Genomic DNA, 23,624 nt, shown 5'->3' on the forward strand with positions numbered 1-23,624 from the left:
TCGGGGGTTTCATTTGTGTTAAGTACAGAAAAATTACGATTGAATGCATTACATAGATTTGGAAAGGTGTATGTGGGTAAAATAAACCCTACTGGGCAGTTCATTGGTGAGGAAGATGTGACGGAAGAGTTTAAGCGTTGCGTAGTTCTTAACTGTCAGGGGACAGTAGAGTTTGTAGTGGACGGGGTTAAATATCAAGTATCATGTAAACGAGTGGATGATAAGAAGTAAAGGTAACAGGCAGTAAAGACAAAGAGAGGCAGAGTCCTCTCTTTTTTATTTGATTAAATAAGGGAAAGACAACGAACTCGGATTGTAGCTATATAAGGTAGATAATTACAACAAGTGAGGGATAGACATGGTAACAAAACGGGAACGTGTAGAAAAGAATATTACATATTGCCGAGTACAAATTGAGAGGTTTTTAGAGAAACATTACAGACTTACATTTCGGGGAGAGGTGTTTGCGAACAAGAAATTATATAGGGAGAAACGGTATGCAAAGACTTCATTTTTAGGGCAAGGGAAAATCGAGGTTGATTTAGATTATCGCATGTTAATGGAAGGTAAGAAAGAAGATATGTTATATGCAGCTCTGCGAGAGGCAGTTCGGATTGCACTGTGGTATCAAGGACGGGATGGTCGAGAGGAGTCTGTGGAGTTCAGTGAAGAGCTTAAGAAACATGGGTTGCCTGTGTATGGGGGCTTATCTGAGTCTGGGTTGGAGCTACATACGTATGTTTGTATCGAGTGTGAAAAGATTTGGGCGTTAAAGGAGAAGAAACTCCCACCTACAAAAGACCCTTCGCAAATACCGAGGATGGTTACAGGTTGTTGTAAAGCGCCGTTCGAGTATAAGGGTAAAGTGTTGTACAGCAACGAGCAGCTGCAGAAAATACGAGAACATGCAAAAAAGTAGGAGGAATGCTAAATGAAACTGAGTCGTGAGATGACAGGACAGAGGGGGTTTACGTTTGCGGATAAATTACATTTAAAAGCAAGGTTAGCAATCTTAAAGTCTGGGTTAATGAGTGGAGTTAAGAGTAAAACACATGTGGATGTAGTCTACAGAATCAAGTTAGTTAGGGTACTAGAGGGAAGTTATAACTCTATTATTTTAGAATTCCTATTTCAGAGTGGAAGTAGGGTTCGTGTGTTGCTGTGTAATGGCTGCAGCGATAACGATAAGAGGTTATTTTCTATGAACTACGGTGTGAGACCGGATAGGATACTGGATTTATCTACGTATAAAACGTGGAAAGATGTGAAGATGGTTATTCAAGCAAGACTTATAGAGTCAGAGGATGCACGTGGGAATGTGAACTTTTACCGGACAATGGTAGAAAGATAGGTGGTATTGTGGCAAATGCAAGGAGCCAAATGTCGGCTAGAGAGAAGAAATTAGAGGATGATAGACAACAGGAAAGGGTTCTGAGAAAGGTCGAGGAGCGTCAAAAAGAGGTACAGGACGGAATTACCAAAAGACGGGGTAAGCGTAGACCAATAGCGGATATTAACCAGAGAGATAAGGCTGAGAAGTATGGAAAACAAGTACCGGGATATGGGGTTAGTGATAAAGGTAGCAGTACCTCACGTTTTCGAAGCGACTTGGATGTTCATAAAGGAAACCCGCTAGATAGACTTAATAACGGGACGAATCCAGATAATGAAGATGTAGCGGATTCCAATGATGGTTTGGGAGCGAAGGAGCGGGCTAGCGGCGACATAGGTACAGGTTATGGGAATGGTGAAACCCGTGAAGTGGGTGATGCCGGGTTTTATGCCGAGGGAAGTGACCAAGAGGAAATCGAAGAGTTGGCTCGAGAGGAAGAAAAGAAGAAACGTAAACTTCAAATAAAGAAAAAGAAGAGTCAGAAAAGAAAATTTTGGTTTTTTGTAGCAGGTAATTTAGGTTTAGGTGGGTTTATTCTGGCGATGCTCCTTACATTAGGGATTGCAATTATTGTATTAGGTGGGGTCGTAGCCATTATTGCTTCTGAGGAAGGTGGAGCAAAGACAGGGCAGGTTGCCGATGGGGGTGGCGAGTCAACGGGCGGTGGTTCTGGTGAACAACCAAAGGTAGAAAATCCGGGTTCTGCAAGCTCTGAGGGGTTCTCTAACCCACTTTCGGGTACGCCGAAGGTTACAAGTCCATACGGACCCCGTAACTTGATGGGGGCAAGCTTCCATAAGGGTACAGACTTTGCATGTAAAAAAGGGGAAACACCAATCCTAGCAGCTAAAAAAGGTAAAATTGGTTGGGCTAAATTTGGCGCACCGGGTTCTGGATTTGGGGGTTACGGTAACGTGGTAGTTATTGAACATGAGGGCGGGTTATGGACGCTCTATGGGCATATGACATCGTTAAATGTGCAAGAGGGGCAACAAGTCGAAGCAGGTACACAACTTGGTATTTGCGGGGCTACTGGGCAGGTGACGGGACCCCATTTACATTTTGAAGTAAAGACAGCATTTAAGTTCGGACAAGTTGACCCAACTAAATATTTACCGAAGTAAGGAGATGGTTTTGTGACAAAGAAAGATATGATACTAATCGGGCTTATTGCAGGGTTAGTGCTAACCAATATCGGGACGTTTGTAAGTAAACATAGCGATGCAACCTATGCGGATAGAGAAAAAACAGAGTTAACAAAGAAGATAGATTCATTAACCAAAAACAATGCCGAGCTAGAGCGTAAAGTAAGTGCGTTAAAAGAGAATACAAAAGACAAGGGGCAGGATGCTGCTAAGTTGTTTGTGAGCTTACTCGCACAAAGCGACAGTAAGGGTGATAGCAAGGATAAGGTAAACAAACTACGTGGGATGGTTACAGGAGCTGCTGAGCAAAAGCTTACGGGGTCTGGTGAGGATACACATGGTCACGACGAGGAAGGAAAGCATAGAAAAACAAGTGCTGAGATTCAAGATGTATATTACACAAAGACGGCTGATGATAAAGCGGATGTAATTATCAAGTATACGTTTGTTATTGATATAGATGGGACAATACAAAAAGAATCACATGTAATGAAGATGAATATGGTAGTCAAGGATGCCAAGTGGTTAGTGGATAACTTTGACTTTAGGGTGTCGGAAGGAATCGAGGGGTTTTAACTCTCGGTTCTTTTTTGCGTGATAAGGATGGGGCAAAGTAAATGAGGATGTTTCGGTATACTTAAGGTAATAAAAATAACTGAGGGGTGACGAGAGGTCATGTGTCATGAAGGAGTAAAATTGGAGAGAAAACTGTTTGCAGAGATGCTGCTGCAACCTTTACATAAACTAGATTCATATACGTACGGGGAGATTGAATTTTTTGATGCAAATTTAGATGAGTTTGGGTCTTCTTGTTATGCTGAGGGTATTCCTTGGACGGTGTTTAAGAAAAGATATGGTATCGGTATGGCGGATGTAGAGAAGATTCGTAAGGATAAGAACTATATAGCGGCTAGAATGGAGTATGCGGCAAACCGATTAATGAATTACTCAAAAGCAAAGTTAAAAGTGGAAACAAGTTTAGCGACGGACGTGATTGGGGTAAATTTAGATATAGCGGATAGACTTTTAAAGAAGGGTTACACATGCCGACAGGTTTGTATTGCACTAGGTGTTATGTATCCAAATCGTCATGTAAACCGCATTCGTGGAATGGTAAAACGTTTATATAAAAATGGGGAAGATGTGGCAAGTAAAGCTACGTGGATTATGTACTTACTTCGCAGGGGTGTACAGCTAAGTGATATTGTAAGAGAGAATGAGGATGTATTCCCTGATGTAATGGAGTGTAGAAGGGTTTTATCTAAGGCGGGATTCACAAAAGCTAGAGTCAATTGGCTGTTAAGTGGGACTGATGGGTGGTCTAACGGTAGGATTGCAGTGTAACGGCTTGAATTGTAGCTACAATAAGAGTAGTATAAAGGTATCCATTAAGTTCACCTTCTTTCCTTAAGGGAAGGATAGTTATTTTCTATGAACCATCTTAAGCTTGCCGGCAGATGGGGCAGTAAAAGACTCTCAGTACATTCGTATTGGGGGTCTTTTTTCTATGGGTTGATAACAATCTGCCATTTTTTATGTGAAAAGTAAGGTAAACTCTGAAATAGATAAAACAAGAAATCGATAAAAGAAACGGCAGTAAGTCGGGTTAATGGGGGAATAAATCATGGAGAATGTAAAATATGTAAATCAATTATCAATGGGGGTTATTTTGAGAGACTGTTTAACACCAAACTGGGAGCCAATGCGTGGGGAATTTAGAACAGTAGAGGGTATTGAAGTGTCGTCTACTAAGGATGGCGTAGTGGCTGTGTTTAACACGAAGGATTGGGGTACAGCTGACAGAGTAACAAACTATATCGAAACTGGGGAGCAGGACAAGGCGCTACTGTTCCGAATTACAAAGGTTAATGGTAAGAAGGAGCTTACGGTAGGGTCTACGGTTAGAAAGGCTGAGAATTTGTATAATGGGCTTCTAAAACAAGTACATGAGCGTTTAACGTTGGAACTTATTGAAGAAATGGATAGTGTACAGGTGACAGGCGAAAGCATACTGGTAGGGTTGTTATTAATCTCTAGACAAGTCCGAGCATGTTAGGTAATAATCTGTATAGATGTATGTAATGATATTTGAATGAGGTGTGTCTATTGGATTTTAACAACATGATGATTTGCCTGTTTGTAGGGGCAATTATTGTATGCGTAATTAATGTAATGGCTAGAGATAAGGCAATTGCAAGGAGTGTATTTATCACATTATTGTTTGCGGGAGTGTTTTGGTTTACCAAAAAGCACTTGCTCGTTCTGTTTCCTGTCTGGGTGCAAACACTTAGAGGTTGGTTGAGTTAGGGGGTTTTATATTTGAATAATAGAGGTAGAAGTGAAAAGGCTCTTGTAGTCGTAACTTGCGGTGTACTGTTTCTGACATGTTGGCTTATGGTGGGATATCTATTAGAGACATTTGGTGTAAATATCATAGCTCCTAAATATGTCTTAGTATTCATTCTGGTGCTAACAGGGGTTGCTACTGTCATTTCGATTGTAGATACGGTAGCGAAGCCTTTGCGAAACAAAAAGAAGGAAAATCACTACAAGAATATTCGAAATGACTTAAGGTTGTATGTAAACGATTTTGAGACCGTTCAGTATGATGTAGTGAACTACGAAAAACTAAAAGAGGTTACTGACTTGAGTAAGTCAATAGGTACGAGAAATTTCGAATTCATACCAGATGAAGATGACAACGGTAGTCTAAAAGGTGTGTATAACTGCCAATTGGATTATGCGGGTGATGATGGTCTTATTTTGACTACGAAAGAGCCAGTCATTATGAAGTATGTAAAAGGTATAGAAAAGCCTGTACTTAAAGTAAAACTGGTTAGTGAAGATAAACAGGTCGAGGGATTCAGTAAATTCATTAATCCTACGTTATGTATCCCAAACAAGTAAGGTAGGGGGAATCCCCTACCTTTTTAATCTATAAGGAGGTTGAGCGTTATGAGTAAAGATACAGTTGAGGAAGAATGGGATGCAGGTATACCTATAGTTATAATCATTACCTTATTGGCGTTATTGGGTGGTGGTTACGCATTCTATGACAGTAGAGTCCAACTAAAAGAAAAGGAAGCTGCAGTGGAGTTGGCTTTGGAAGAGGTACGAGCGGCAAACAACTGGGCAGCGTCTAAAACAGATAAAGCAGAAACAAAAGTGTATGAGGTAAAGGAATATTCTAAGTTAGAGCCGAGTGTGTTAGGGAGAAATGATGAGAATATCAATGCAAGTACGCCACAGTTTAAGTTTGTAGGGGTAAATAAGGATGGTGAAGTTCCTACGGTGTATGAGTCTACGATTTCGTATACAAACCATAAAGGTGAGTTAAACTCTGTAACGCAAAACGTGTATGTGGTGTACACGGACGAAATCAATAAACCAGAACTAAGGGTTAAAGAGGTAAAGAAAGACGGAAGTAAGTACGCCAAAGATGTAGCTGTAAATCCAACTTTATACTTACCGAATAACAAATAAGGACAGGGTTCGTTTCCTGTCCTTTATAACTAGAATATATTGACCAAAATATAATAAAGTGGTATAGTTTAGATAGAAAATAAAAGGAGTTGGTCTATGTGACTGAACGAATAAAAGAAAACTGGAAAGGTTATGTAGAGTGTTTGGTAGTTAGTGCTATCATATGTGCGGTTTTTGGGGGTATTATATATGTTTGTGTATTAGTGGGTAAAGAGGTAAACGAAAGTATGGAGAGGAAAGAGGCTACAAGTAGATGGGCAGCTTCTGAGGTACGTAAAGCAGTTACTAAATCCTACGGGGTTAAGAAGTATAGTGATTTGGAGCATGTTGGAATGTCCCTAGTAGATACGAATCTGGATGGGTCAGTTAGATTCCCCTTTGTAGGGTCTTGGGGTACGTTGGAAGAGGTAGGTAATGAAGATGTGTATGAGACGAACGTACAATATGTTGATGCGGGTGGGCAGTTACATACAGCAGACCAAAAGGTGTATGTCGTGTACTCAGATGAGGTAACCAAACCAGAATTAAGGGTTAAAGTATTGGGAAAAGATACACAGTCGGAGTCGTTAGATTTAGAAGTAAACCCAACATTGTACATACCGAATAAACAGTAAGGTAGGCGATAACCGTCTACCTTTTTTGTGCGTATGTAAGTGTATAATAAAGGTACGATATAAAGGAAAGGGGGTTTACTTATGTTAGATTCAACTAAATACAATATAACCACTTGGTTTGGAGCAGTGGTTATATTTAGTATAGCTGCGCTCGGCTGGTTTAATCTTTTAGGGAATAGTGGAGGTAGCGGGTATAGGTTGCTATTACTGGTCGTTTGTTTGGTCGCTGTAGTCTTTCTATTCTGGATGGATACCAAAAGTACAGGGTACACAACAAGAGCGCTTATACGTAAAGATAAAAGGATTAGACGTAAATTACTTCCCTATGTTTCGGACTTTGAGACAAAAAGGTATAACGTTTGGGCATACAGGTATTTAAGTTATCGTGCATCGTTTAGAGATACATTAGATGAGCGTGAGTTCGATTATGCGTATGAAGATGCTGATTTACAAGGAAGAACGGAATTGGTTGGGTATCTCGTGGGATATGTAGACGATTTTGGAGACGAAAGAACTACCGTGCAGCCGGTAATTGTAAAGTACTGCGAAGATTTAAATGAGCCGATGCTAGAGGTTAAGGTAGTAAGTGAGGAATTAAAAAGCCCTGAGGTACGTGCGGAAGTAAACCCAGTGCTGATTTTACCAGAAGACTATCGTGGGGTTACAAAATTCTATCCAACGGTTGTTGTTGGGGAATAAAGAAATAGGTGTGAAATGAGGTGGACGATTAGATTCGTCCACCTTTTCTGTTATAGGGTATGTACCGAAACTGGGTAGAGAGGGTATAGGTTAGATGACAGCGAGAGGATGGAAGGTATGAGTTACGATAGAAAAATGAATATATGGTTCGGACTTGGACTAATTGCTGCTATTTTGAGTATTACCGCATTCGGTTATTGGTTATATGAAGATAGGGTTAAGATGGACGAGGACAAGAAATGGATAACTGAGCGGATGGGTACATATCCAACAATGACTTACAGCGTAAAGAGTTACGATGAGTTTAAGAAGTCTGGATACCCTATGTTTTTTAACGAAGATGGCGAGGGAGGGGTTAAATTCCTGTTTGTTGTCCCTAAAGACGATAAGGGGAACGGTAGCCCGCCGAGTGTATATAAAGTAAAGGTGCAGTATACGGATGGGCAGGGAAATCTACATGAGATTAATCAGCCAGTTACAGTGAGGTTTACGGGGGATGTAAATAAGCCTGTATTAAAAACTACTAAACTAGTAGATGCGAGAGAGTTTTGGAGAATGAGTCGTGAGATTAATCCGGTCTTATACTTACCGAATACGTAAGGTAGATGATAATTATCTACCTTTTTTGGTATGTAAAAGAGTTTAAAATAAGGGAAGGATAATAAAGGTAAGGGGTGAGGTGTGTGAAGCTAAAAAAGGCTGAGGGTATGACTAAGAGGGAATGGGTCAGTCTTATTTGTGCCATTGGTATAGCGGTTTTAGTTACCCTTTGTATTATATCTGGGGTGAGATGGTGGTGGAATGTATCGAATTCAATAGATGAGGGTTCGAGACAAAGGGAGACTATAAAGAAGAATGCAGATACGTATCCAGAGTATGTGTATGAGGTAAAGGATTATAAAGTAACGAAGATGACGACAGATAGCAGTAAGTCTAAGGTAGGAAAGGGCTTTGATATATTTACAAACGATACACAGGGGTTGCATGCTGCTGAGGTTAGTTATATCGGTGAAAACGGTCGTTTATATGGAATGGAGCAGGCGGTGTTCGTGAAGTACTCTGTAGGTATTAAAAGCCCAGAACTGCATGTAAAGCGGGTTAACGTTAAAGGACGATATAAAGGGGTAGAGATAAACCCTACGTTGTATTTACCAAACAAAACACAGAGAACACAAGGTAGGTGATATGAGTCTACCTTTTTTATTTGGTTAGAAACGGTAAACTAGTAAATAAGTAAGGAGGGTGTATATGGAAGATGAGGTAAAGAAAAGTAAGTCGAAATACAAGAAATATCTAATATTCTGGGGTAGTTTTATCGGTATGATTCTTTTGTTTTCTTTTGGAGTTTATACATTAGTAGAGGAAAGTAAAGAAATCAGGTTGGTAGAAAAGAAGTTAAACCTGTACCCGAAGGTGTCGTTTGAAGTTGAGGATTATAAACTAATAAAAAGTACGACAATCATTCGTGATAATATGTACAAAGGGTATGATAATGTTAAGTTTGTTACAGGTAACTATGATAATCTAACAGACGTATACATCGCTAAGGTTACATATGTAGATGAGGAGAATTTAAGGTATACAATTGAGCAGCCTGTAAAAGTAGAGTATGTAGAGGACGGAAGAAGACCCAAGTTACAAGCGGTTAAAGTTACGGATAAGCTAGATAGTATAGGGAACTATGTAAATCCAGTTTTATACGTAGAAAAGAGTTAGGAGTGGTCTTTGATGGAAGGTAATAAACGGACAGTTATGGATAAGATACAGATTGTAACTATGCTAGTCGGTGTTACGGCAATGTTGGCGTTAGCATTTTCCGTATATACGGACAGTAGGAGAGTAGATTGGGTAAGGAACAATGTGAAGATGAAAGCATTTCCAGTAGATACCTATGAGGTAGTTTCGTATGAGCCTATAACACGTAAAGAGGCTATTTCGATGTCCTCAGTTAAGGGTATAGATACGTATAAAGTAATAGTAGAGGACAATACGCTCGTACAGTACTATAAAGTTACGTATCGAGGGGAAGACGGCAAGGAAAAGGAGCTTGCGCAGGAAATGGCGGTTGTGTTCACAAATAAAAACGCGAATAGGTTAGAGATATCAAAGGTTAGCGGTGGGGAGTCTGTTGGGGTAGAGGATATGCAGATAAACCCTACTTTGTATATAAGTCCAAGAGGTAAGTAGGTTGATAGAGTAGAAATAAAAGAATAGAAATTGGTTTATTTCAGAAGAGCAGGGGTTAGATATCTGCTCTTTTTCGATATACTGAAAGGTAAGTAGTATAAATACAAAAAGAAGGGATGATGGAGATGGGTTTCTTAGGTAACCATAAGGTGACAATGATTTCTGAAGCGGGTTTCACACAGCTTATTCAGCGCTGCTTAGCAAATAAAGGGGTTGTAGAACACGAGGGGACGTTTACGTGGAGGGATATGTTTATCACGATTCCTGATGTACCAGATGCGGATATCGTGGCAGTTTACAAGGATTACGATTGGGAAGGTGATGATTGGTTACTGAACCAAAACGAAACAAGTAATACGGATAGTGCGTTATTGTTCCGAATTACGAGGTTTCAAGATAAGTCCGAGTTACTGCTAGGAACAACGAAGAGAGTAACGGATAACCTGTACGAAGAGGCAAAAGGTTGGTTACGTGAGCAACTTACGTTAAATATGCTAGAAGGGTACACAAAGGTTACGGTTACAAAAGACCCGGTAGATGTGGGCGGATTAATTGTTCGTAAAAACTGAGGGATATAGACAGTTCTGTATATCGACATATTCAATATAGTATAGGGAATATTGTGGTAATCTTGTTGACTTTTGGAGGGGTTAGATGTATTATAGTTGTAGGGTACATATGTTCGTATCCCTCACAATCTAGACCCTAACAAACCCCGTTATATTGGGACTATTCTTTATCTCACAATTACCTTTTATCTAGGCGTGTATGCCAAAGGACTCATGTTTATGAGTCCTTTTTTTCTTGTTGTGATATAGGTGAGGTGAGGGGTGAAACAAGGGTTTCCTCCGATATGTTGTAGTCTTTGTGAAGACAGTAGAGATACGAATAGACAACCATGACTAATGCGAGGAGGGTTTTAGGTGAGTGTAGAGATAGAAAGATTACATAACTTACATAAGCTAGCAATTAAAGAGGAAAGACGTTTGCTGAAGCTCGGTGTTGTATTCCGAATGGTTAGGGATAAGGGGTACTTTGAGTTGCGAACGAACGACTATGTGTACTTTGTACATCCAAATCAAATTGATATCGGTAGTATTAAAGGTGGTACTGTCGAGACAATATATAAAAAGAAGTTCTTTGGTAGCATACTTACGGGAATTGAGAAGGGGTTTGCTTCTTATACATTCCGTGGGAGTGCCGAGGGTAAAAGGATTCATGATGAACTTAGGAAGCTAGTGGTGCTTGGGTTTGATTTAAGGAAAATCCATTAATCTGTTGATAACAAACGCAGAGTAAAGAGATAGATAAGTAGGTAAGATAGGGGAGTAAACAAAGTCCGTGATAGGTTGGGCAGAGAAAGGTGGTTTTTATGACTACAATGGCAGAGCAAACAAACGAACAAAACCAAGTAACAAATACATATGACGATGATTCCATTTCGGTACTGGAAGGGTTAGATGCGGTACGGAAACGACCGGGGATGTATATTGGTAATACGTCTAGTGCAGGGTTACATCATTGTACATATGAGATTTTTGATAATTCAATAGATGAAGCGTTAGCAGGGTTCGGTAACAAAATTATCGTATCTATTTTACAGGGAAATGCGATTCGAGTACGTGATTACGGTCGAGGAGTGCCTGTAGGTTGGAACAAAGCGATGAATAAGTCAACGCCTGAGGTTATCTTTACAGTGCTGCATGCCGGAGGTAAATTCGGACAGGGTGGTTATAAATCTTCTGGGGGTCTACATGGTGTAGGTTCTTCGGTAGTAAATGCATTATCTACCTACATGACCGTGCGTATTTTCCGTGACGGTAAAGAACATCTTATTGAGTTTGAAGATGGTGGAAAAGTAAAAACACCGCTTACGGTTGTAGGAGATACCAACGACCAAGGAACAGAAGTAACGTTCTTACCAAATAAGGATATCTTCTCAACAACAAAATATAAATTCGATGTCCTTGCTGAGCGATTACGTGAGACGGCATTCCTTATGAAAGGGATGGAGATTGTTTTACGTGATGAACGTGGTGAGGAAGTAAAAGAAGAGGTCTTTAAGTACGATGGAGGGTTAGGGGACTTCGTAAACTACCTTAACCAAGGAAAAGAGGCAATGAGTCCTGTACAGTTCTACACAGGAGAAAAAGGCGGAGTTGAAATGGACATTGCCTTGCAGTGGAACGATGGGTACTCTGAGAACATCCTATCTTTCGTAAACAACGTGCGTACAAAAGATGGGGGTACACATGAAACGGGGTTCAAGACGGCGTTAACAAGAGCGGTTAATGACTACGCAAAAGCAAACAACTATCTTAAGGCTAAAGATAAAAACCTTGAGGGTGGAGATATTCGTGAGGGTGTCGTAGGTATCGTAAGTGTGCGTGTACCTGAGGATATTCTGCAGTTCGAGGGACAAACAAAAGGTAAGTTAGGTACGTCAGAGGTACGTGGATATGTAGACGGTTATTTCTATGAGCGAGTAACGCAGTATTTACATGAAAACCCGCAGGTAGCGGAGTACTTAATTACAAAGGCTATCAGAGCGCAGAAGGTGCGTGAGGATGCAAAGAAAGCTAGGGATAAGGCTCGTAACGGGGATAAAAACGGAAGTAAGGGTGTTAAGTCTGATAAGTTAACACTACCTTCTGGGCGTAATCCGCTACTAAATGAGCTGTATTTGGTAGAGGGTGACTCAGCGGGTGGTTCTGCAAAGCAGGGACGTGACCGTAAAACACAGGGGATTCTGTCCTTACGTGGTAAGTCACTTAACGTTGAAACGGCTTCTATGAGCAAAATTATGAGTAACAACGAAATCCAGTCTATTGTGTATGCAATTGGTGGGGGTATTGGTCAAGAGTTTGCAATTGAAGATATCAACTATGATAAAGTAATTATCATGACCGATGCGGATACGGACGGAGCGCATATCCAAGTGCTGCTATTAACGTTCTTCCACCGCTACATGCCGAAGTTGATAAGTGAAGGTAAAGTATACATTGCTATGCCGCCGCTTTACAAAGTATCAGATAAAAAAGGTAAAAACATTGAGTATTGTTGGGATGATGTGCAGCTGAAACGTATTGTGAAAAAGTACAAAAAAGGGTACGAAATTCAGCGTTATAAAGGGTTAGGTGAAATGAATGCGTCGCAACTATGGGAAACTACAATGAACCCTGAGAACAGAACTTTATTACAGGTTAAAGTTAAAGACGCAGTGAGAGCGGACAAAACAATCAACACATTAATGGGCAGTAATGTTGGGATTCGACGTGACTGGATTGAAGAAAACGTTGATTTTAATGTCGTTGATTAATAGCGGACAGATGAAAAGACGGGTGTATACTCGTCTTTTTTTGACATACATTTGGGAAACAACGGAATAAGTAATGATTCGGTAACCTATAACGAAGATATATGTGGTATAGTACATATTTGAGGGGTTTTTTATAGTCGGTAATATTAGGATTTTTGTATAGCTATGAAACGTATAAATAGATGGTAAGAGGATTGTGGTGATAGATTGGTCTATAAAATAGAGGATAACTAGGGGGATTTCTTATGGATGTTATAGAAAGAGATGAGTTGAAGAGGCTAAAGGAAAAGTTTATAGAAGGTATAAGGGTAGCGCTTACTAAAATGGAGGGCGAGACTATACCGATTGGGACTAAAGGTACAGTAAGGTATGTAGACGATATAGGGACGATACATGTAAATTGGGATAACGGCAGTACGCTTGGGGTTGCGTACGGAGTAGATAAGGTAATCGTTATAGAGAATTAGGGTAAGTGTGAGGGAGACATATTACTGAAAAAGGTGGATTGTGCGATGGATATATTGGGATTTAGTGAAGGGTTTCGAAAACTTACAGAACCTGTTGGCGATAAGGGATTCCGCACTGCTTTTTTACAGAATGTAAAGATGGTTATGGCAGAAGACGTGAATTACAAGCAGCAGACAACTAAAGGGAACGGAATTATACCTACATATACAGATAGAGAAGCAGTCGAATACGTAATAGATAATGTACATGATATTAGGATACGAGATGCGTTTTGCGAATCTGATAGAGAAGAAAAATTCGATAATATACAGGGCATGGTAGATACAATCAGCCAAAAAGAATATGGAATTGTAATAGGAACATTATTATATGGGTTAATACAAGTAAATAAAATAGACATAGAAGATAAAAGAAAAGAAATTGTGAGAGCAATCTTTAGGTTACAAGGATTACGGGATTAGTTTAGAAATAAATATAGAGTGAAAGCACACGTGGGTGGTTTGTATAGTCATCTGAAAGTGTGCTTTTTCTTGTATATCCAAACTGTTAGATATACATATTACAGCAGGTAGAAATAGACAGTCAACCGATAGTGTAAATAGACAACAGGAAGAGAATACAGTATAGGCAGGTTATTCTAACAAGACACTATTTGGGGGGATTTACATGGCAAAGGTAGCTGCAATACGTGAAACAGCGACAGAGACGGCTAAAAAAATAAGAAAAGCGTTGAAAAAAGAGTTTCCGGGATTTCCGGCGCGACACTTTTCAGTACGTAAGAGACAAGGAACAGACCATTTAACAATTAAATGGTCGGGTAAACCAGATAGAAAAGCAGTGGAACTACTGGCGGATAAATTTAAGAGTGCATCGTTCTACAGTGTGGATGATTCTACACACTATCATGGGTATACGTATGAAGAAGACGGTCTTTTATATGTAGGAGCAGGGTTTATCTCTATAAGTCACGTAGAGGTGGATGATGAGCCTGGAGTTACGCAAGAGGATTTAAATGCTGAGTTAGCAAAAGCACCAGAACCAGAAAAAGTAACGGTTTCAAATCTAGACGGTGACTTAATCGGAGATATGACACTGGATGAACTTACAGTTTACGCAAGTAAAGCTTGGAGAACAAAGTTCAATGAGGAGGTAGAGATTCGTGCTTCCCTTAACGGTGATGACTTCATGCTTGTGGCAGGGTTTGGAACATCTAAAAAAGCAGTAGTTAACCGTTTAGGCATCGGATTAAAGCCAATGGATATTTTACGTGCGCTTGGGCTTAGCGTAGAGTATGGGGATAAAACTGATGTACCTCGAATTGGTGGGTTTAAAGGTAAGTGGAGTGGTGTAGACTTCACACCTAATGGACTCCATTACTTACCTGATGCAATTATAGTGAAGAAGGATGGAAAGGTGGTACACAACTTCTTCGATGTGAACGCATTCAGTTCTTGGTTAGGTGAAGAAGCGGATAAAGGATTCAAAACAACGGGAATTAAAGTAGAAACCTCTGTTATTAAAGGTAAGATGGTAATGCGTTCTGCGGGCGGAAGCGAAGAAATTCGAACGAAACTGGCGGAGCAAGGAATTATCGACGATAACGGCGTTAAAATGGTTAATGGTATGCTACACGAACTTGGGTACAGAGCGCAGTTAGCGGGAGCGTTATACGGTGTTCGTGGCTCTGGTGGTAAAAAGGTTAAAGTAAAAGATTATAAAAACGAATATGAAGATGCAGTAAGAGCAGCTTACGGCTTAGCAGTACCAAATCCTACAACATTACCGGGTCTTATCCGATATCCATTTGTAGATAGTGTAATTAAGAACGCTGCATTCGAAAATAAAAAGTATAAAGAAGAGTTTTCTAAGGAATATCAAAAGACGGGCGAGGCGAATATGACGACTGCAAGAAACGCAGTAGTTACAGCAATCGCAATGTTGGATGAAGAAGCTAAGAAAACAGTAAAAGAAGTTGTTAAACGTGAAGTACTTAAGCTACAGAAAGCACATGAGAAAAAAGGAATTGATGTAAAAGCGTTCTATAGCAGTCTTGGTACGTCTGAGCAAACACTACGTGGCGTGTTAGAGGTACAGAAATCAAATCACGCTAAGTTGCAAAAGACGGTAGAGGAGTTTGTAAAAACTAAGTTCAGCGAATACCTTAAAGAGTTAGAAACGAAAAAAGAAGACCCTAACCAAGTATTTACGGATAAAGAAATTGCTGAGGCTGATGTAGTTAAGGTAACTCGTGCGGATATCAATATGATTCGTACAAATATCGACCATGTAGTAAATCAAAAAACGTTTGAAGGTTACGTTGTAAGCCGTGGAGAGCTTATGAAGTTAATTCAAATGCCTGTTGTAGAAGGACTTAAGGAAGTAAACGTTGATGATTACAGAGAGTTTGAAAAGGCTATCATTGATTTGTTAAACCTTCTGGTTAAGGACAACTTTGAGAAGTTTGATGAAATGCTGAATCACCCAGACCCTCGTGATATCAAGTCTCGAGACATGATTCGAGTGTTACGTGAGAAAGTTGTACGTGTCGTGTTCCGTAAGCGTGACGGTTCGATTCGTATCATGCATACAACACGAAATAAGGAATTAATTGAGAAGTTACTGGCGGTTAAGAATCCGAAAAGCTATAAGCCAACTCCTGAGGTAGATGCTTGGGAAGAAAAAGATAAAATCGAGGCACAAATTGCCGGGGATTATATTAAAGTAATGGATATTGCTAAAGGTGAGTTCCGTACGTTCAAACCTTCTAGTATCCAACGTTTTGACTCTGAGGTAAACGTAAGCGCTTGGCTAGAGTTTGATATTTCGGACGATGCTTGGTTCGATATGATATTTAACGGTCGAAGTGCGCATCAGTTCTATGCAAATCACCGTAATGCAAAGAATATGGGCGGTAAGTTGAAAGAACGTCAAGAGTTCGAGAAAAAAGCGTATATGATTATTAACGGAATTACAGAGGGTGAAGCAGAGGCAGCTGCTACAGCAGTTAAGGAAGATAAGAGTAAGTTAGCGGCTAAATTTGCACTTGAGTACTTAAAATCCATTAAAGGTAAGGACTACGGTGATGGGTTCGAAAAAGTCCGTACGGCACTGCGTACATTGCCAAGCGGTATTAATAAATTAGGTAAGATTCAAGAAAAAGGGTATGTAGCTAAAATTGAGCAAGAAGATAAAGAGAGCGGATTTATGATGATGTCTGTCGGTAAAGAGAAGCTGTTTGTACATCCTCACTTCTTGGTTAATGCTACATCTGGTAAAGTTTACGCTGATAAGTCGGATACGTTCCGTTTAGGGCATGCAAACCCTTCTGAAATCGATTTAAGAGCAGGAGCAATGCTTGAAAGAGCCGGGGAATTAATTCAAGGAGAACGACGTCAGTTGCGACGTAACGCTTCTGCTACAGATGCGGACGTAAAACGTATGAATCGTTTAAAACAATTCATTGAGTTACATCCTGATATGTTCAGAGAGGCGGGAGTACAGGCTAGAGTGGCTGAGAAAGATGGGGCGGCTATTGCAGAATTTGCATTCAGTGGTGCTAAAATCTTCGCTAACCCTGCTCAGCTAGTAATGCTTGCGGGTAAAGAACAAAAAACGTTATACAAACGTGTAAGACATACGTCAACGTCTTCTGAGATGTCTGCAGCATTGGGTCCAATTAACTACAATAGTAATCCGGCATTGCAAAAACGTTTCGCATTTGTTCGTGACGTGCTATTTACTACCTTTGACCTACGTAAACAAATTAACTAGTGTCTGAGAGCAGGAGGAAATTTCCTCCTGCTTTTTATTTTTGATAACAGTGTGCGAGTCAAAGATTAGGGATTGTGTTAAATTAAACGTAGCCAAGGAAACACCGGCAAAATAAAAGTCAGTATGTTATACCTGCTCTAGAGGGTACATTTATCATCACAACTTCCCTCGTTGAATGAATATATTGGTATCGGTAGACTTAAGTAGAAACAACAGGCTTAAGCATCCTTAAATTTGAATGAAATACCTCTAGGGCAGATATAACCTACTGAATGGTAGGGAACATTATATAAGATGTAAGGTGTGTAACGCTAAAAATACAAAACACTAAAACTAGAGCCACGGCATAGGCACTTGATACTGGCATACCTTACATACTATATAATGGTTACATAATACATGAGGTGATAGTGGTATGAACGAGCCTGTAAAAAAGGTAACCATACATTACTTTAAATCGACAGGTGAGTTTTACGATACAGATGAGAGGTTATTGCCTTCTGAGTGGTCGTACGATTACATGTTGAGTGTGTTATTGGAGCGGCGTAAATACGCAACAATGGATATGGTGGTATTAGATGGTGGGGATGGTAAACATCCTTATATCAAGCCATATATGAGTAAAGCGCAGCAGAATACAGGTAAAAAAGGGTTCTTCGGTTGAGGAGCCTGTTTTAAAATATTCACATTGACTGTAATATAATTTCTTGGTATTGATAATAACAAATAAAAGGGTAAGGGAGAGATTGGATGTCTTGGACTGATGCATTTATTAAAAGACAGGTAGGTAAGGCTGCGGATTACAAACGAAGCAGAACAGAAATAGAGGTAATGGATGATGGGGTGTACCGTTCATACAGTAACGGGGTTACAGTCCTTACACAAAAGGAAATGAGCTTCCCAGCAACTGCTAAACTGAATGCAGGTAAAGGTAAAGAAGGTGTTCAGATGTTAGTACCTAAAATACCTGCAAAATATTGGTTAATGACATTGGACTTTTACAAGGATATCTTTACGAAATTCCGAACAGAGGCTTCAGTACTGTTCTACTGGAATTTATATGATAAAGAGATTCCGGAAGATTTATATAACGAACATAAAGATGGGTTAATTGTTGATGGGAAATTAGTTGTATATTGTCCGAAGCAGTACAACACAGGGATTAGAAGTACGTTTAAAGAGGATAAGTTAATGAATTGGTTCGAAAAGAACTATCAATGTATTGTGGAGACGCATAGCCATCACCGTATGGAGGCGTTCTTTAGTGGGGTTGATAATGCGAATGAGATGCAACCACGTTGTTATGGTGTGTTTGGACGAATTATTACGCAGGACGATTTCTTACTACGCTTCTGTTTAAATGGGGTACACGCTCTAATCGAGCCTACAGATGTGTTTGAAATTCCAAAGCGTGTAAAACGATTTAAGCGTACGGTAGTGGAGAGCCGAGTTGACACTGTATATGTAGATGAAGATGGTAACGAAGTTGTACATGGTGGGGAGTCTACAACGAATAAAAGCGATGATATTGCTGAGTGGGTATATATAAACAACCATACGTACCCAGAGAGTTGGTTAAATATGAATTTATCTGGTAGAGACGATTCACCTATCTACGATAGTGAAGATGAGGCTCACAGCTTCCATGAGGGTGCAGTAACTCTATTTGAAGAGGAAGATTGTATGCCTGACGACGAGGAAGAAGTTGAGGGTTCTGATGAATTCTTAGATTCTCTTACTTTAGAAGAGCGACAGGAGCGTTCGAATTATCGTAAAGAGATATCGGATAAGTTAATCAATATGGGATTAACGGGTTCTGAGTTACTTGATGAAGTCCGTAAGGCTATGGATGAATATGATTCTGATTTAATGTTTAAAAAAGGAAGAGAACTAGGTGAGGATACTACCCTTGCTGTTTGTCCTGCAAAAGAGGAAGATGAAGAAAAATCTGGCGGGTATACTTGCCATGATGATGTAAAACTGCGTTAGTGGTCGATAGTAACTATGTGGACTTAGTGTAGACTTTAAGTAGACTAAAGTCACGCATTATATAGAGTATAGGGGTTATTTCTTAAAAATAAGAAGCCATGTGGACTTAAAGTTGACTTGATTTTAAAATCCGATTCTATTTACGTGACTTTGTGTTGACTTAATGTAGATTTAATGTTTACTAGAAAACGAAGGTTTGTTATAAAGTAGGTACGTTATTTTTATAGAAAAGTAGAGATACGGGATTGTGAGTCTGATAACAACCTGCATGTTGAAACAGATAAAAGGTGTTAGTATAAAGGTATCGCTAAGGCGCAAAGGCTTTTGAAATATAAATAGATGGAGGTAATGGGTATGGCTAGTCTTGATAAAACTATGGTAACTATGGTAAACCTAAATGGTGAGCCTGTGGACTTAGGTAGAGAGATGACGGCTTCGGAAGCAATTAATGAATTACGAGCAGCTGATTGCATGGGTTCTGTAGAAGGAGCTACACCTACAGTTGTAGATGGGATTTTAAGCTTTGAGTTTAATAATGGAGATAAAGGGAATCTATAATCCCTTTATCTCTATGAAACAACCAGAGTTTACATAAAATAAACAAGCTAGATATAGCTACAGGAGGAACTAAAATGAATAAAACAGAATTAGTGAAAAAAGTAATGGAAGATGCAGAATTAACGAAAGCGCAAGCTGAAAAGGCGGTTGCTTCAGTCCTAACAGGGGTTAAAGATACATTAGTTGCAGGTGAAAAAGTACAGTTATTAGGTTTCGGTACGTTTGAAGTACGTGAACGTGCTGCACGTAAGGGTCGTAACCCACAAACGGGTGAAGAAATGGATATTGCTGCTTCAAAAGTACCTGCGTTCAAACCGGGTAAAGAATTAAAAGAAGCTGTTAAGTAAGAAATTAAAAGCTGCAATTAGATAGATGAGTAAAAGGTAGTGGATATTGTGTCCACTACCTTTTTTGTGTTTCGGGATAAGGGAAAGTGGAGAATGGGGTGACATTAATCTATTACTGTATCTCGTAACAGGAAGGGGATTAAAATCTCATGGAAAGTAAGGAAACCAAAAAAGAAGAAAAAACAAAGAATCAACCGCATAGTAAATCCGGAAAGCCTATGAAGGCAAAGGGAAAGGTAAAACAGAAGAGAAAGGGTACGGTTGCAACATTGGCGGCTGTTTTACTTATTACGGGTGTAGGCAGTGGGTGGTTAATGTATAAAGGGTCTGTACAAGCAAAAGAGGTGTCTAACTTTGCACATGAAAGTAAGTATAAGTCGGGGTTAGATAACGCTTCTGAGTATAAGGAAGATAACTCTCATTTAAATAAATTAACTACAGTTGATTTTAAAAGTGTACTAAGTAGTGGAGAGTCTAAAATTATATATTTAGGGCGACCAACATGTCCAAACTGTCGTGACTACCGTCCAATACAGGATAAAGTTCTTAAGGATATGGATATGAAGATAGAGTACTACAACACGGACGATGCGAAGAAAGAAGATATGGATAGCTTCAAGCAAATCCTTGAAACCTTAAAGGTAGAAGGTGTACCAACACTTCTAAAGGTTCGTGATGGAAAAGTAGAAGAGCTTGCTCCGGGTGATGCGTATATGGATAAAACAGGGGCTGCGCTAAAAGGATGGTTAGAGAAAGTAAGATAAAAGAGAAGGTGTGAAACAAACTAAGTAGATAGAGATTGTAAATTCATAAAGAGGTGATGGTAGTGGGCAAGTATATAATTGCCGGGGTTTCCTTGATATTACTACTTATCTGTATGACGCCATTAATGGTTAACCATACCAACAATACGATGTCAGCGGAAAGGGTAACAGGTGCGTTAGAAACTGCTACTTTAGGAGCAATGAGGAACGACCCAGAACATTACCGATTGGATATGGAAGATACGATTGCTACTGTTACAGCGAATGTTTTAAAATCACAGACTAACACAGACCGTGATATTGAGATTTCGTATGTGTTCTTTGACAAAAACAATAACGTTACGAACAACAAAGATGCTATGACAGGTGTGCAGTATCGTGTCAAACTCCTTGATAAAAAAGGAAAAGTCCAATCGGAAACAGAGAAGAAGCTGATTCTGAAGGAGGTTAAGGCATGAGTCGTTTTGTTGAAACGATGTTCGGTATGCTGATATTCGCTGCGTTCATTGTAGTGTTTTGTATCCAAGCTTGGATAGGGGTTATGGGTAGTCAACAATTCACGCAACGAACAACGGAGATGACGAATATTGTTCGTGAAAATGGTGGTCTTGGTGCTGAGGCAAAAGCCTATGGAAATCAGCTGAAACAGTCTGGGATATCTTACTCAATTAGTGGAGATACAGGACAAAACACTGGTAAAACTTTAACGATTAACTATACAGGGAAGTTAAAGTTCCAGTCAGGATTTAAAAGCACCATGAAATTAGAAAGACAAGACCAAGTATTTATCACGAAAAGAAAGTAGGAGGATAACACATGTTACGTGAGTTATTACTGGAGGAAAACCGGGAGAAATATTATGAAATGCTCGGTATTAATATAGGTTTATTTCGTCGTCAGCGAATACAGCATGTAATTGCAATGATACTTCTGTGGTTAGCCGGAGTCGTTGGGCTATTTTGGTTTAAAGGTATGGCAGCCGAAACAGTACTACTTACTTTAGCAGCACCTGCGTTTGGATACATGGGTTGGAAAATTCCGTATTGGAACATGATGAAGCTACATAATCAGCGTAAAGACAAACTAGCGTTTATGTTCCCAGAGTTCCTTACAACGTTTATTAGTTTGCTAGGGTCACAATCTGGGGGTAACGTAATTCAAACGTTACGTTTAACTAGCGATTATGTAAAAGAGCCGTTAAAGACGCAGCTTGTTAAGTTAGTAGATACGGTAACTGTAAATTCAGACCCTGAGTCAGCGTATATGGCGTTCCGTGGGTTTGCAGATTTCATCGGTACACGAGAAGCAAGTCAGGTTATGATGCTTGTTTATGAAATGTATGTACATGGTACAGATGAAGGAGCGCTTTCAGAATTAGAAGATAAGATTGATAGATTGAACGATAACAAACTAGATGAGTTGGTTATTCGTAAGTCTACTAAACTTCGAGGTATGGCAATACCTTCACTTGTATTAACAACGGCATTTATCTTTATCTGGGTAGGTGTGGTTATCGTACAGGTAATGTCCAAAGCTATGGATGGTTTAAATTTCTAAAAAGAGAGGTCGTAATAGAATGGCATTAGGTAGTCTATTTGGTAAAAAGAAAAGCCCGGACTCTCAAATCACCCCTTTGTATGGTACAGAGGGGCAAGCTTTTGAGGATGTGGGTGCAGGAGATATCGAGCTAGAGGGGCAAGATAGTGGCATCGATAAAAAGGTAACAAACAACGTTGATTCAAAAAATGAAGTAGACGCTACAGTTATGGATGAGGTTGTAAAGACTTCATTTCTGCGGGATATTTTATTTGAATCGGATGGAAAAGGTGGGTTACAGCTTAAAAAGACCGTAACCGATGTATCATTTAATGGTACGGATTTACGTATACAAGATAACGTAAAAGGTCGGTATGTATATAAAAACGCAAAGGTAACGGCTGAGGATGTAAAAGAGCTTGGGTTACGTATAGCAGTAAGGAAGAATAAAGAGTGGAACGGATTAGACCCTATTTTCGATTCCGAGGTAGGTACAATTCGTGTTAACTTTATGGAGCATGATGTATCTCCTTATGGGGAAACAATGGCACTTCGTATTTCCCACCCAAGGTTGGCTACGTCATCGTTAGACTCTGTGTGTGATGACAAGGTTGCAAAACTACTTGACCTGCTAATGAAGATGGGAATTAACGTTATGATTAGTGGTCAAACGGGTTCTGGTAAAACAGAGCTACAAAAGACAATTGTAGGCTCTATACCTGACCATATGAAGATAACGCTTGCTGAGGATACAATGGATAGTCATTTAAAGGTTATTTATCCTCAAAAGGATATTAACTCTTGGCAAATTAAGCTTAAAGATGTAGGTAAATCTATTGATTTCTCTAAGTTAATCAAGTCTGGTTTACGTAACAACCCGGATTGGTTCTTAATCTCTGAGATTCGTGGCGATGAGGCGTTTGACTTACTTGATGCAGGGTTAACAGGTCATTACTTCTGTTCTACAGTCCATGCGATTGGGGCTGCTCAAATCCCTTCACGTATGATTCAGATGATTGCACGAAGATATCCAAACTTAAACCAAGAGGTGTTAATGCAGGATATCGCATCTACATTAGGTCTTGGTATTCATATGGAGGCAGTGTATTTACCTGATGGAAGTATTGAGCGTCGTATTCGTGAGGTTGTGGAATATACAGGGTATGAGCCGGGTAGAGGTGTTGTATCTGAGCCGTTATTTGCAAGGGTTACGGATTATGATGAAGCAACTGGCGACTATATCGATAGAGTGGTACACGGGAAATTGAGCGAAGAGTTAAAAGGGAGATTGCGTAAAGCACGTATGTACCACGAAATACCTGATGTATTTATCGCAAGCTAGGAGGAGTTA

At 39.7% G+C, this 23,624-nt stretch carries 30 protein-coding genes; all 30 read left to right on the forward strand.

Features of this window, described 5'->3' with window-relative positions; translation table 11 throughout:
- Positions 1 to 15: 15 nt before the first annotated feature.
- Positions 16 to 231 (forward strand): hypothetical protein, encoded by a 216-nt coding sequence (locus tag ACTFR8_RS22135; protein WP_221660185.1) that lies wholly within the window; start codon positions 16 to 18, stop codon positions 229 to 231.
- Positions 232 to 358: 127 nt separating this feature from the next.
- On the forward strand, positions 359 to 919 hold the full coding sequence (locus ACTFR8_RS22140; protein WP_221660190.1) for a hypothetical protein: 561 nt from the start codon (positions 359 to 361) through the stop codon (positions 917 to 919).
- 12 nt (positions 920 to 931) lie between these two features.
- Positions 932 to 1,351, forward strand: a complete 420-nt coding sequence (locus tag ACTFR8_RS22145) for a hypothetical protein (protein ID WP_221660195.1) — start codon at positions 932 to 934, stop codon at positions 1,349 to 1,351.
- 8 nt (positions 1,352 to 1,359) lie between these two features.
- Positions 1,360 to 2,517, forward strand: a complete 1,158-nt coding sequence (locus ACTFR8_RS22150; protein WP_308125252.1) for a M23 family metallopeptidase — start codon at positions 1,360 to 1,362, stop codon at positions 2,515 to 2,517.
- Positions 2,518 to 2,529: 12 nt separating this feature from the next.
- Positions 2,530 to 3,114 (forward strand): hypothetical protein, encoded by a 585-nt coding sequence (locus ACTFR8_RS22155; protein ID WP_221660198.1) that lies wholly within the window; start codon positions 2,530 to 2,532, stop codon positions 3,112 to 3,114.
- A 120-nt stretch (positions 3,115 to 3,234) separates the two neighbouring features.
- Entirely contained in the window at positions 3,235 to 3,882 is a 648-nt protein-coding gene (locus ACTFR8_RS22160; RefSeq protein ID WP_440027891.1) for a hypothetical protein, read from the forward strand.
- 280 nt (positions 3,883 to 4,162) lie between these two features.
- Entirely contained in the window at positions 4,163 to 4,594 is a 432-nt protein-coding gene (locus ACTFR8_RS22165; protein ID WP_221660204.1) for a hypothetical protein, read from the forward strand.
- A 263-nt stretch (positions 4,595 to 4,857) separates the two neighbouring features.
- Complete coding sequence (locus ACTFR8_RS22170; protein ID WP_221660209.1) at positions 4,858 to 5,445, forward strand: hypothetical protein; 588 nt, start codon at positions 4,858 to 4,860, stop codon at positions 5,443 to 5,445.
- A 48-nt stretch (positions 5,446 to 5,493) separates the two neighbouring features.
- Entirely contained in the window at positions 5,494 to 6,021 is a 528-nt protein-coding gene (locus ACTFR8_RS22175; protein ID WP_221660213.1) for a hypothetical protein, read from the forward strand.
- Between the two features lie 98 nt (positions 6,022 to 6,119).
- Entirely contained in the window at positions 6,120 to 6,635 is a 516-nt protein-coding gene (locus ACTFR8_RS22180) for a hypothetical protein (RefSeq protein WP_221660218.1), read from the forward strand.
- 81 nt (positions 6,636 to 6,716) lie between these two features.
- Positions 6,717 to 7,334: a hypothetical protein gene (locus tag ACTFR8_RS22185; RefSeq protein ID WP_221660223.1), complete on the forward strand. Its 618-nt coding sequence runs from the start codon at positions 6,717 to 6,719 to the stop codon at positions 7,332 to 7,334.
- Positions 7,335 to 7,451: 117 nt separating this feature from the next.
- Positions 7,452 to 7,934: a hypothetical protein gene (locus ACTFR8_RS22190; RefSeq protein ID WP_221660226.1), complete on the forward strand. Its 483-nt coding sequence runs from the start codon at positions 7,452 to 7,454 to the stop codon at positions 7,932 to 7,934.
- A gap of 83 nt (positions 7,935 to 8,017) precedes the next feature.
- Positions 8,018 to 8,518 carry a hypothetical protein gene (locus tag ACTFR8_RS22195; RefSeq protein ID WP_221660227.1) on the forward strand — a complete coding sequence of 167 codons (501 nt, stop codon included), beginning with the start codon at positions 8,018 to 8,020 and terminating at the stop codon, positions 8,516 to 8,518.
- A 64-nt stretch (positions 8,519 to 8,582) separates the two neighbouring features.
- Positions 8,583 to 9,050: a hypothetical protein gene (locus ACTFR8_RS22200; protein ID WP_221660228.1), complete on the forward strand. Its 468-nt coding sequence runs from the start codon at positions 8,583 to 8,585 to the stop codon at positions 9,048 to 9,050.
- Between the two features lie 9 nt (positions 9,051 to 9,059).
- Positions 9,060 to 9,521 carry a hypothetical protein gene (locus ACTFR8_RS22205; RefSeq protein ID WP_221660229.1) on the forward strand — a complete coding sequence of 154 codons (462 nt, stop codon included), beginning with the start codon at positions 9,060 to 9,062 and terminating at the stop codon, positions 9,519 to 9,521.
- A 125-nt stretch (positions 9,522 to 9,646) separates the two neighbouring features.
- Positions 9,647 to 10,090, forward strand: coding sequence for a hypothetical protein (locus ACTFR8_RS22210; protein ID WP_221660230.1), 444 nt, complete (start codon positions 9,647 to 9,649; stop codon positions 10,088 to 10,090).
- A gap of 354 nt (positions 10,091 to 10,444) precedes the next feature.
- A complete protein-coding gene (locus ACTFR8_RS22215) occupies positions 10,445 to 10,795 on the forward strand; it encodes a hypothetical protein (protein ID WP_221660231.1) in 351 nt (116 codons plus the stop codon).
- Between the two features lie 107 nt (positions 10,796 to 10,902).
- The gene (gene parE, locus ACTFR8_RS22220; RefSeq protein WP_221660681.1) at positions 10,903 to 12,840 is read left to right on the forward strand and encodes a DNA topoisomerase IV subunit B; all 1,938 of its coding nucleotides are present in this window, start codon (positions 10,903 to 10,905) and stop codon (positions 12,838 to 12,840) included.
- Positions 12,841 to 13,085: 245 nt separating this feature from the next.
- Entirely contained in the window at positions 13,086 to 13,307 is a 222-nt protein-coding gene (locus ACTFR8_RS22225) for a DUF4314 domain-containing protein (protein WP_221660232.1), read from the forward strand.
- Between the two features lie 45 nt (positions 13,308 to 13,352).
- Positions 13,353 to 13,769 carry a hypothetical protein gene (locus tag ACTFR8_RS22230; RefSeq protein ID WP_193635720.1) on the forward strand — a complete coding sequence of 139 codons (417 nt, stop codon included), beginning with the start codon at positions 13,353 to 13,355 and terminating at the stop codon, positions 13,767 to 13,769.
- Between the two features lie 205 nt (positions 13,770 to 13,974).
- Positions 13,975 to 17,079: an LPD29 domain-containing protein gene (locus tag ACTFR8_RS22235; RefSeq protein WP_440027899.1), complete on the forward strand. Its 3,105-nt coding sequence runs from the start codon at positions 13,975 to 13,977 to the stop codon at positions 17,077 to 17,079.
- A gap of 415 nt (positions 17,080 to 17,494) precedes the next feature.
- A complete protein-coding gene (locus ACTFR8_RS22240; protein WP_221660234.1) occupies positions 17,495 to 17,743 on the forward strand; it encodes a hypothetical protein in 249 nt (82 codons plus the stop codon).
- An 86-nt stretch (positions 17,744 to 17,829) separates the two neighbouring features.
- On the forward strand, positions 17,830 to 19,068 hold the full coding sequence (locus tag ACTFR8_RS22245; RefSeq protein WP_440027901.1) for a hypothetical protein: 1,239 nt from the start codon (positions 17,830 to 17,832) through the stop codon (positions 19,066 to 19,068).
- A 354-nt stretch (positions 19,069 to 19,422) separates the two neighbouring features.
- Positions 19,423 to 19,626 carry a hypothetical protein gene (locus tag ACTFR8_RS22250; RefSeq protein WP_221660236.1) on the forward strand — a complete coding sequence of 68 codons (204 nt, stop codon included), beginning with the start codon at positions 19,423 to 19,425 and terminating at the stop codon, positions 19,624 to 19,626.
- A 74-nt stretch (positions 19,627 to 19,700) separates the two neighbouring features.
- Positions 19,701 to 19,973: an HU family DNA-binding protein gene (locus tag ACTFR8_RS22255; protein ID WP_221660237.1), complete on the forward strand. Its 273-nt coding sequence runs from the start codon at positions 19,701 to 19,703 to the stop codon at positions 19,971 to 19,973.
- Positions 19,974 to 20,122: 149 nt separating this feature from the next.
- Positions 20,123 to 20,737: a thioredoxin family protein gene (locus tag ACTFR8_RS22260; RefSeq protein WP_440027905.1), complete on the forward strand. Its 615-nt coding sequence runs from the start codon at positions 20,123 to 20,125 to the stop codon at positions 20,735 to 20,737.
- Between the two features lie 113 nt (positions 20,738 to 20,850).
- Positions 20,851 to 21,195: a hypothetical protein gene (locus tag ACTFR8_RS22265; protein ID WP_440027907.1), complete on the forward strand. Its 345-nt coding sequence runs from the start codon at positions 20,851 to 20,853 to the stop codon at positions 21,193 to 21,195.
- Complete coding sequence (locus ACTFR8_RS22270; RefSeq protein ID WP_221660240.1) at positions 21,192 to 21,542, forward strand: hypothetical protein; 351 nt, start codon at positions 21,192 to 21,194, stop codon at positions 21,540 to 21,542. The genes ACTFR8_RS22265 and ACTFR8_RS22270 overlap by 4 nt, the downstream gene beginning before the upstream one ends.
- Positions 21,543 to 21,553: 11 nt before the next feature.
- The gene (locus ACTFR8_RS22275; protein ID WP_440027910.1) at positions 21,554 to 22,294 is read left to right on the forward strand and encodes a type II secretion system F family protein; all 741 of its coding nucleotides are present in this window, start codon (positions 21,554 to 21,556) and stop codon (positions 22,292 to 22,294) included.
- A gap of 19 nt (positions 22,295 to 22,313) precedes the next feature.
- On the forward strand, positions 22,314 to 23,615 hold the full coding sequence (locus ACTFR8_RS22280; RefSeq protein WP_440027913.1) for a CpaF/VirB11 family protein: 1,302 nt from the start codon (positions 22,314 to 22,316) through the stop codon (positions 23,613 to 23,615).
- Positions 23,616 to 23,624: the final 9 nt, after the last annotated feature.

It is taken from the genome of Bacillus cereus group sp. MYBK15-3, assembly GCF_051916765.1.
GTDB lineage: Bacteria > Bacillota > Bacilli > Bacillales > Bacillaceae_G > Bacillus_A > Bacillus_A cereus.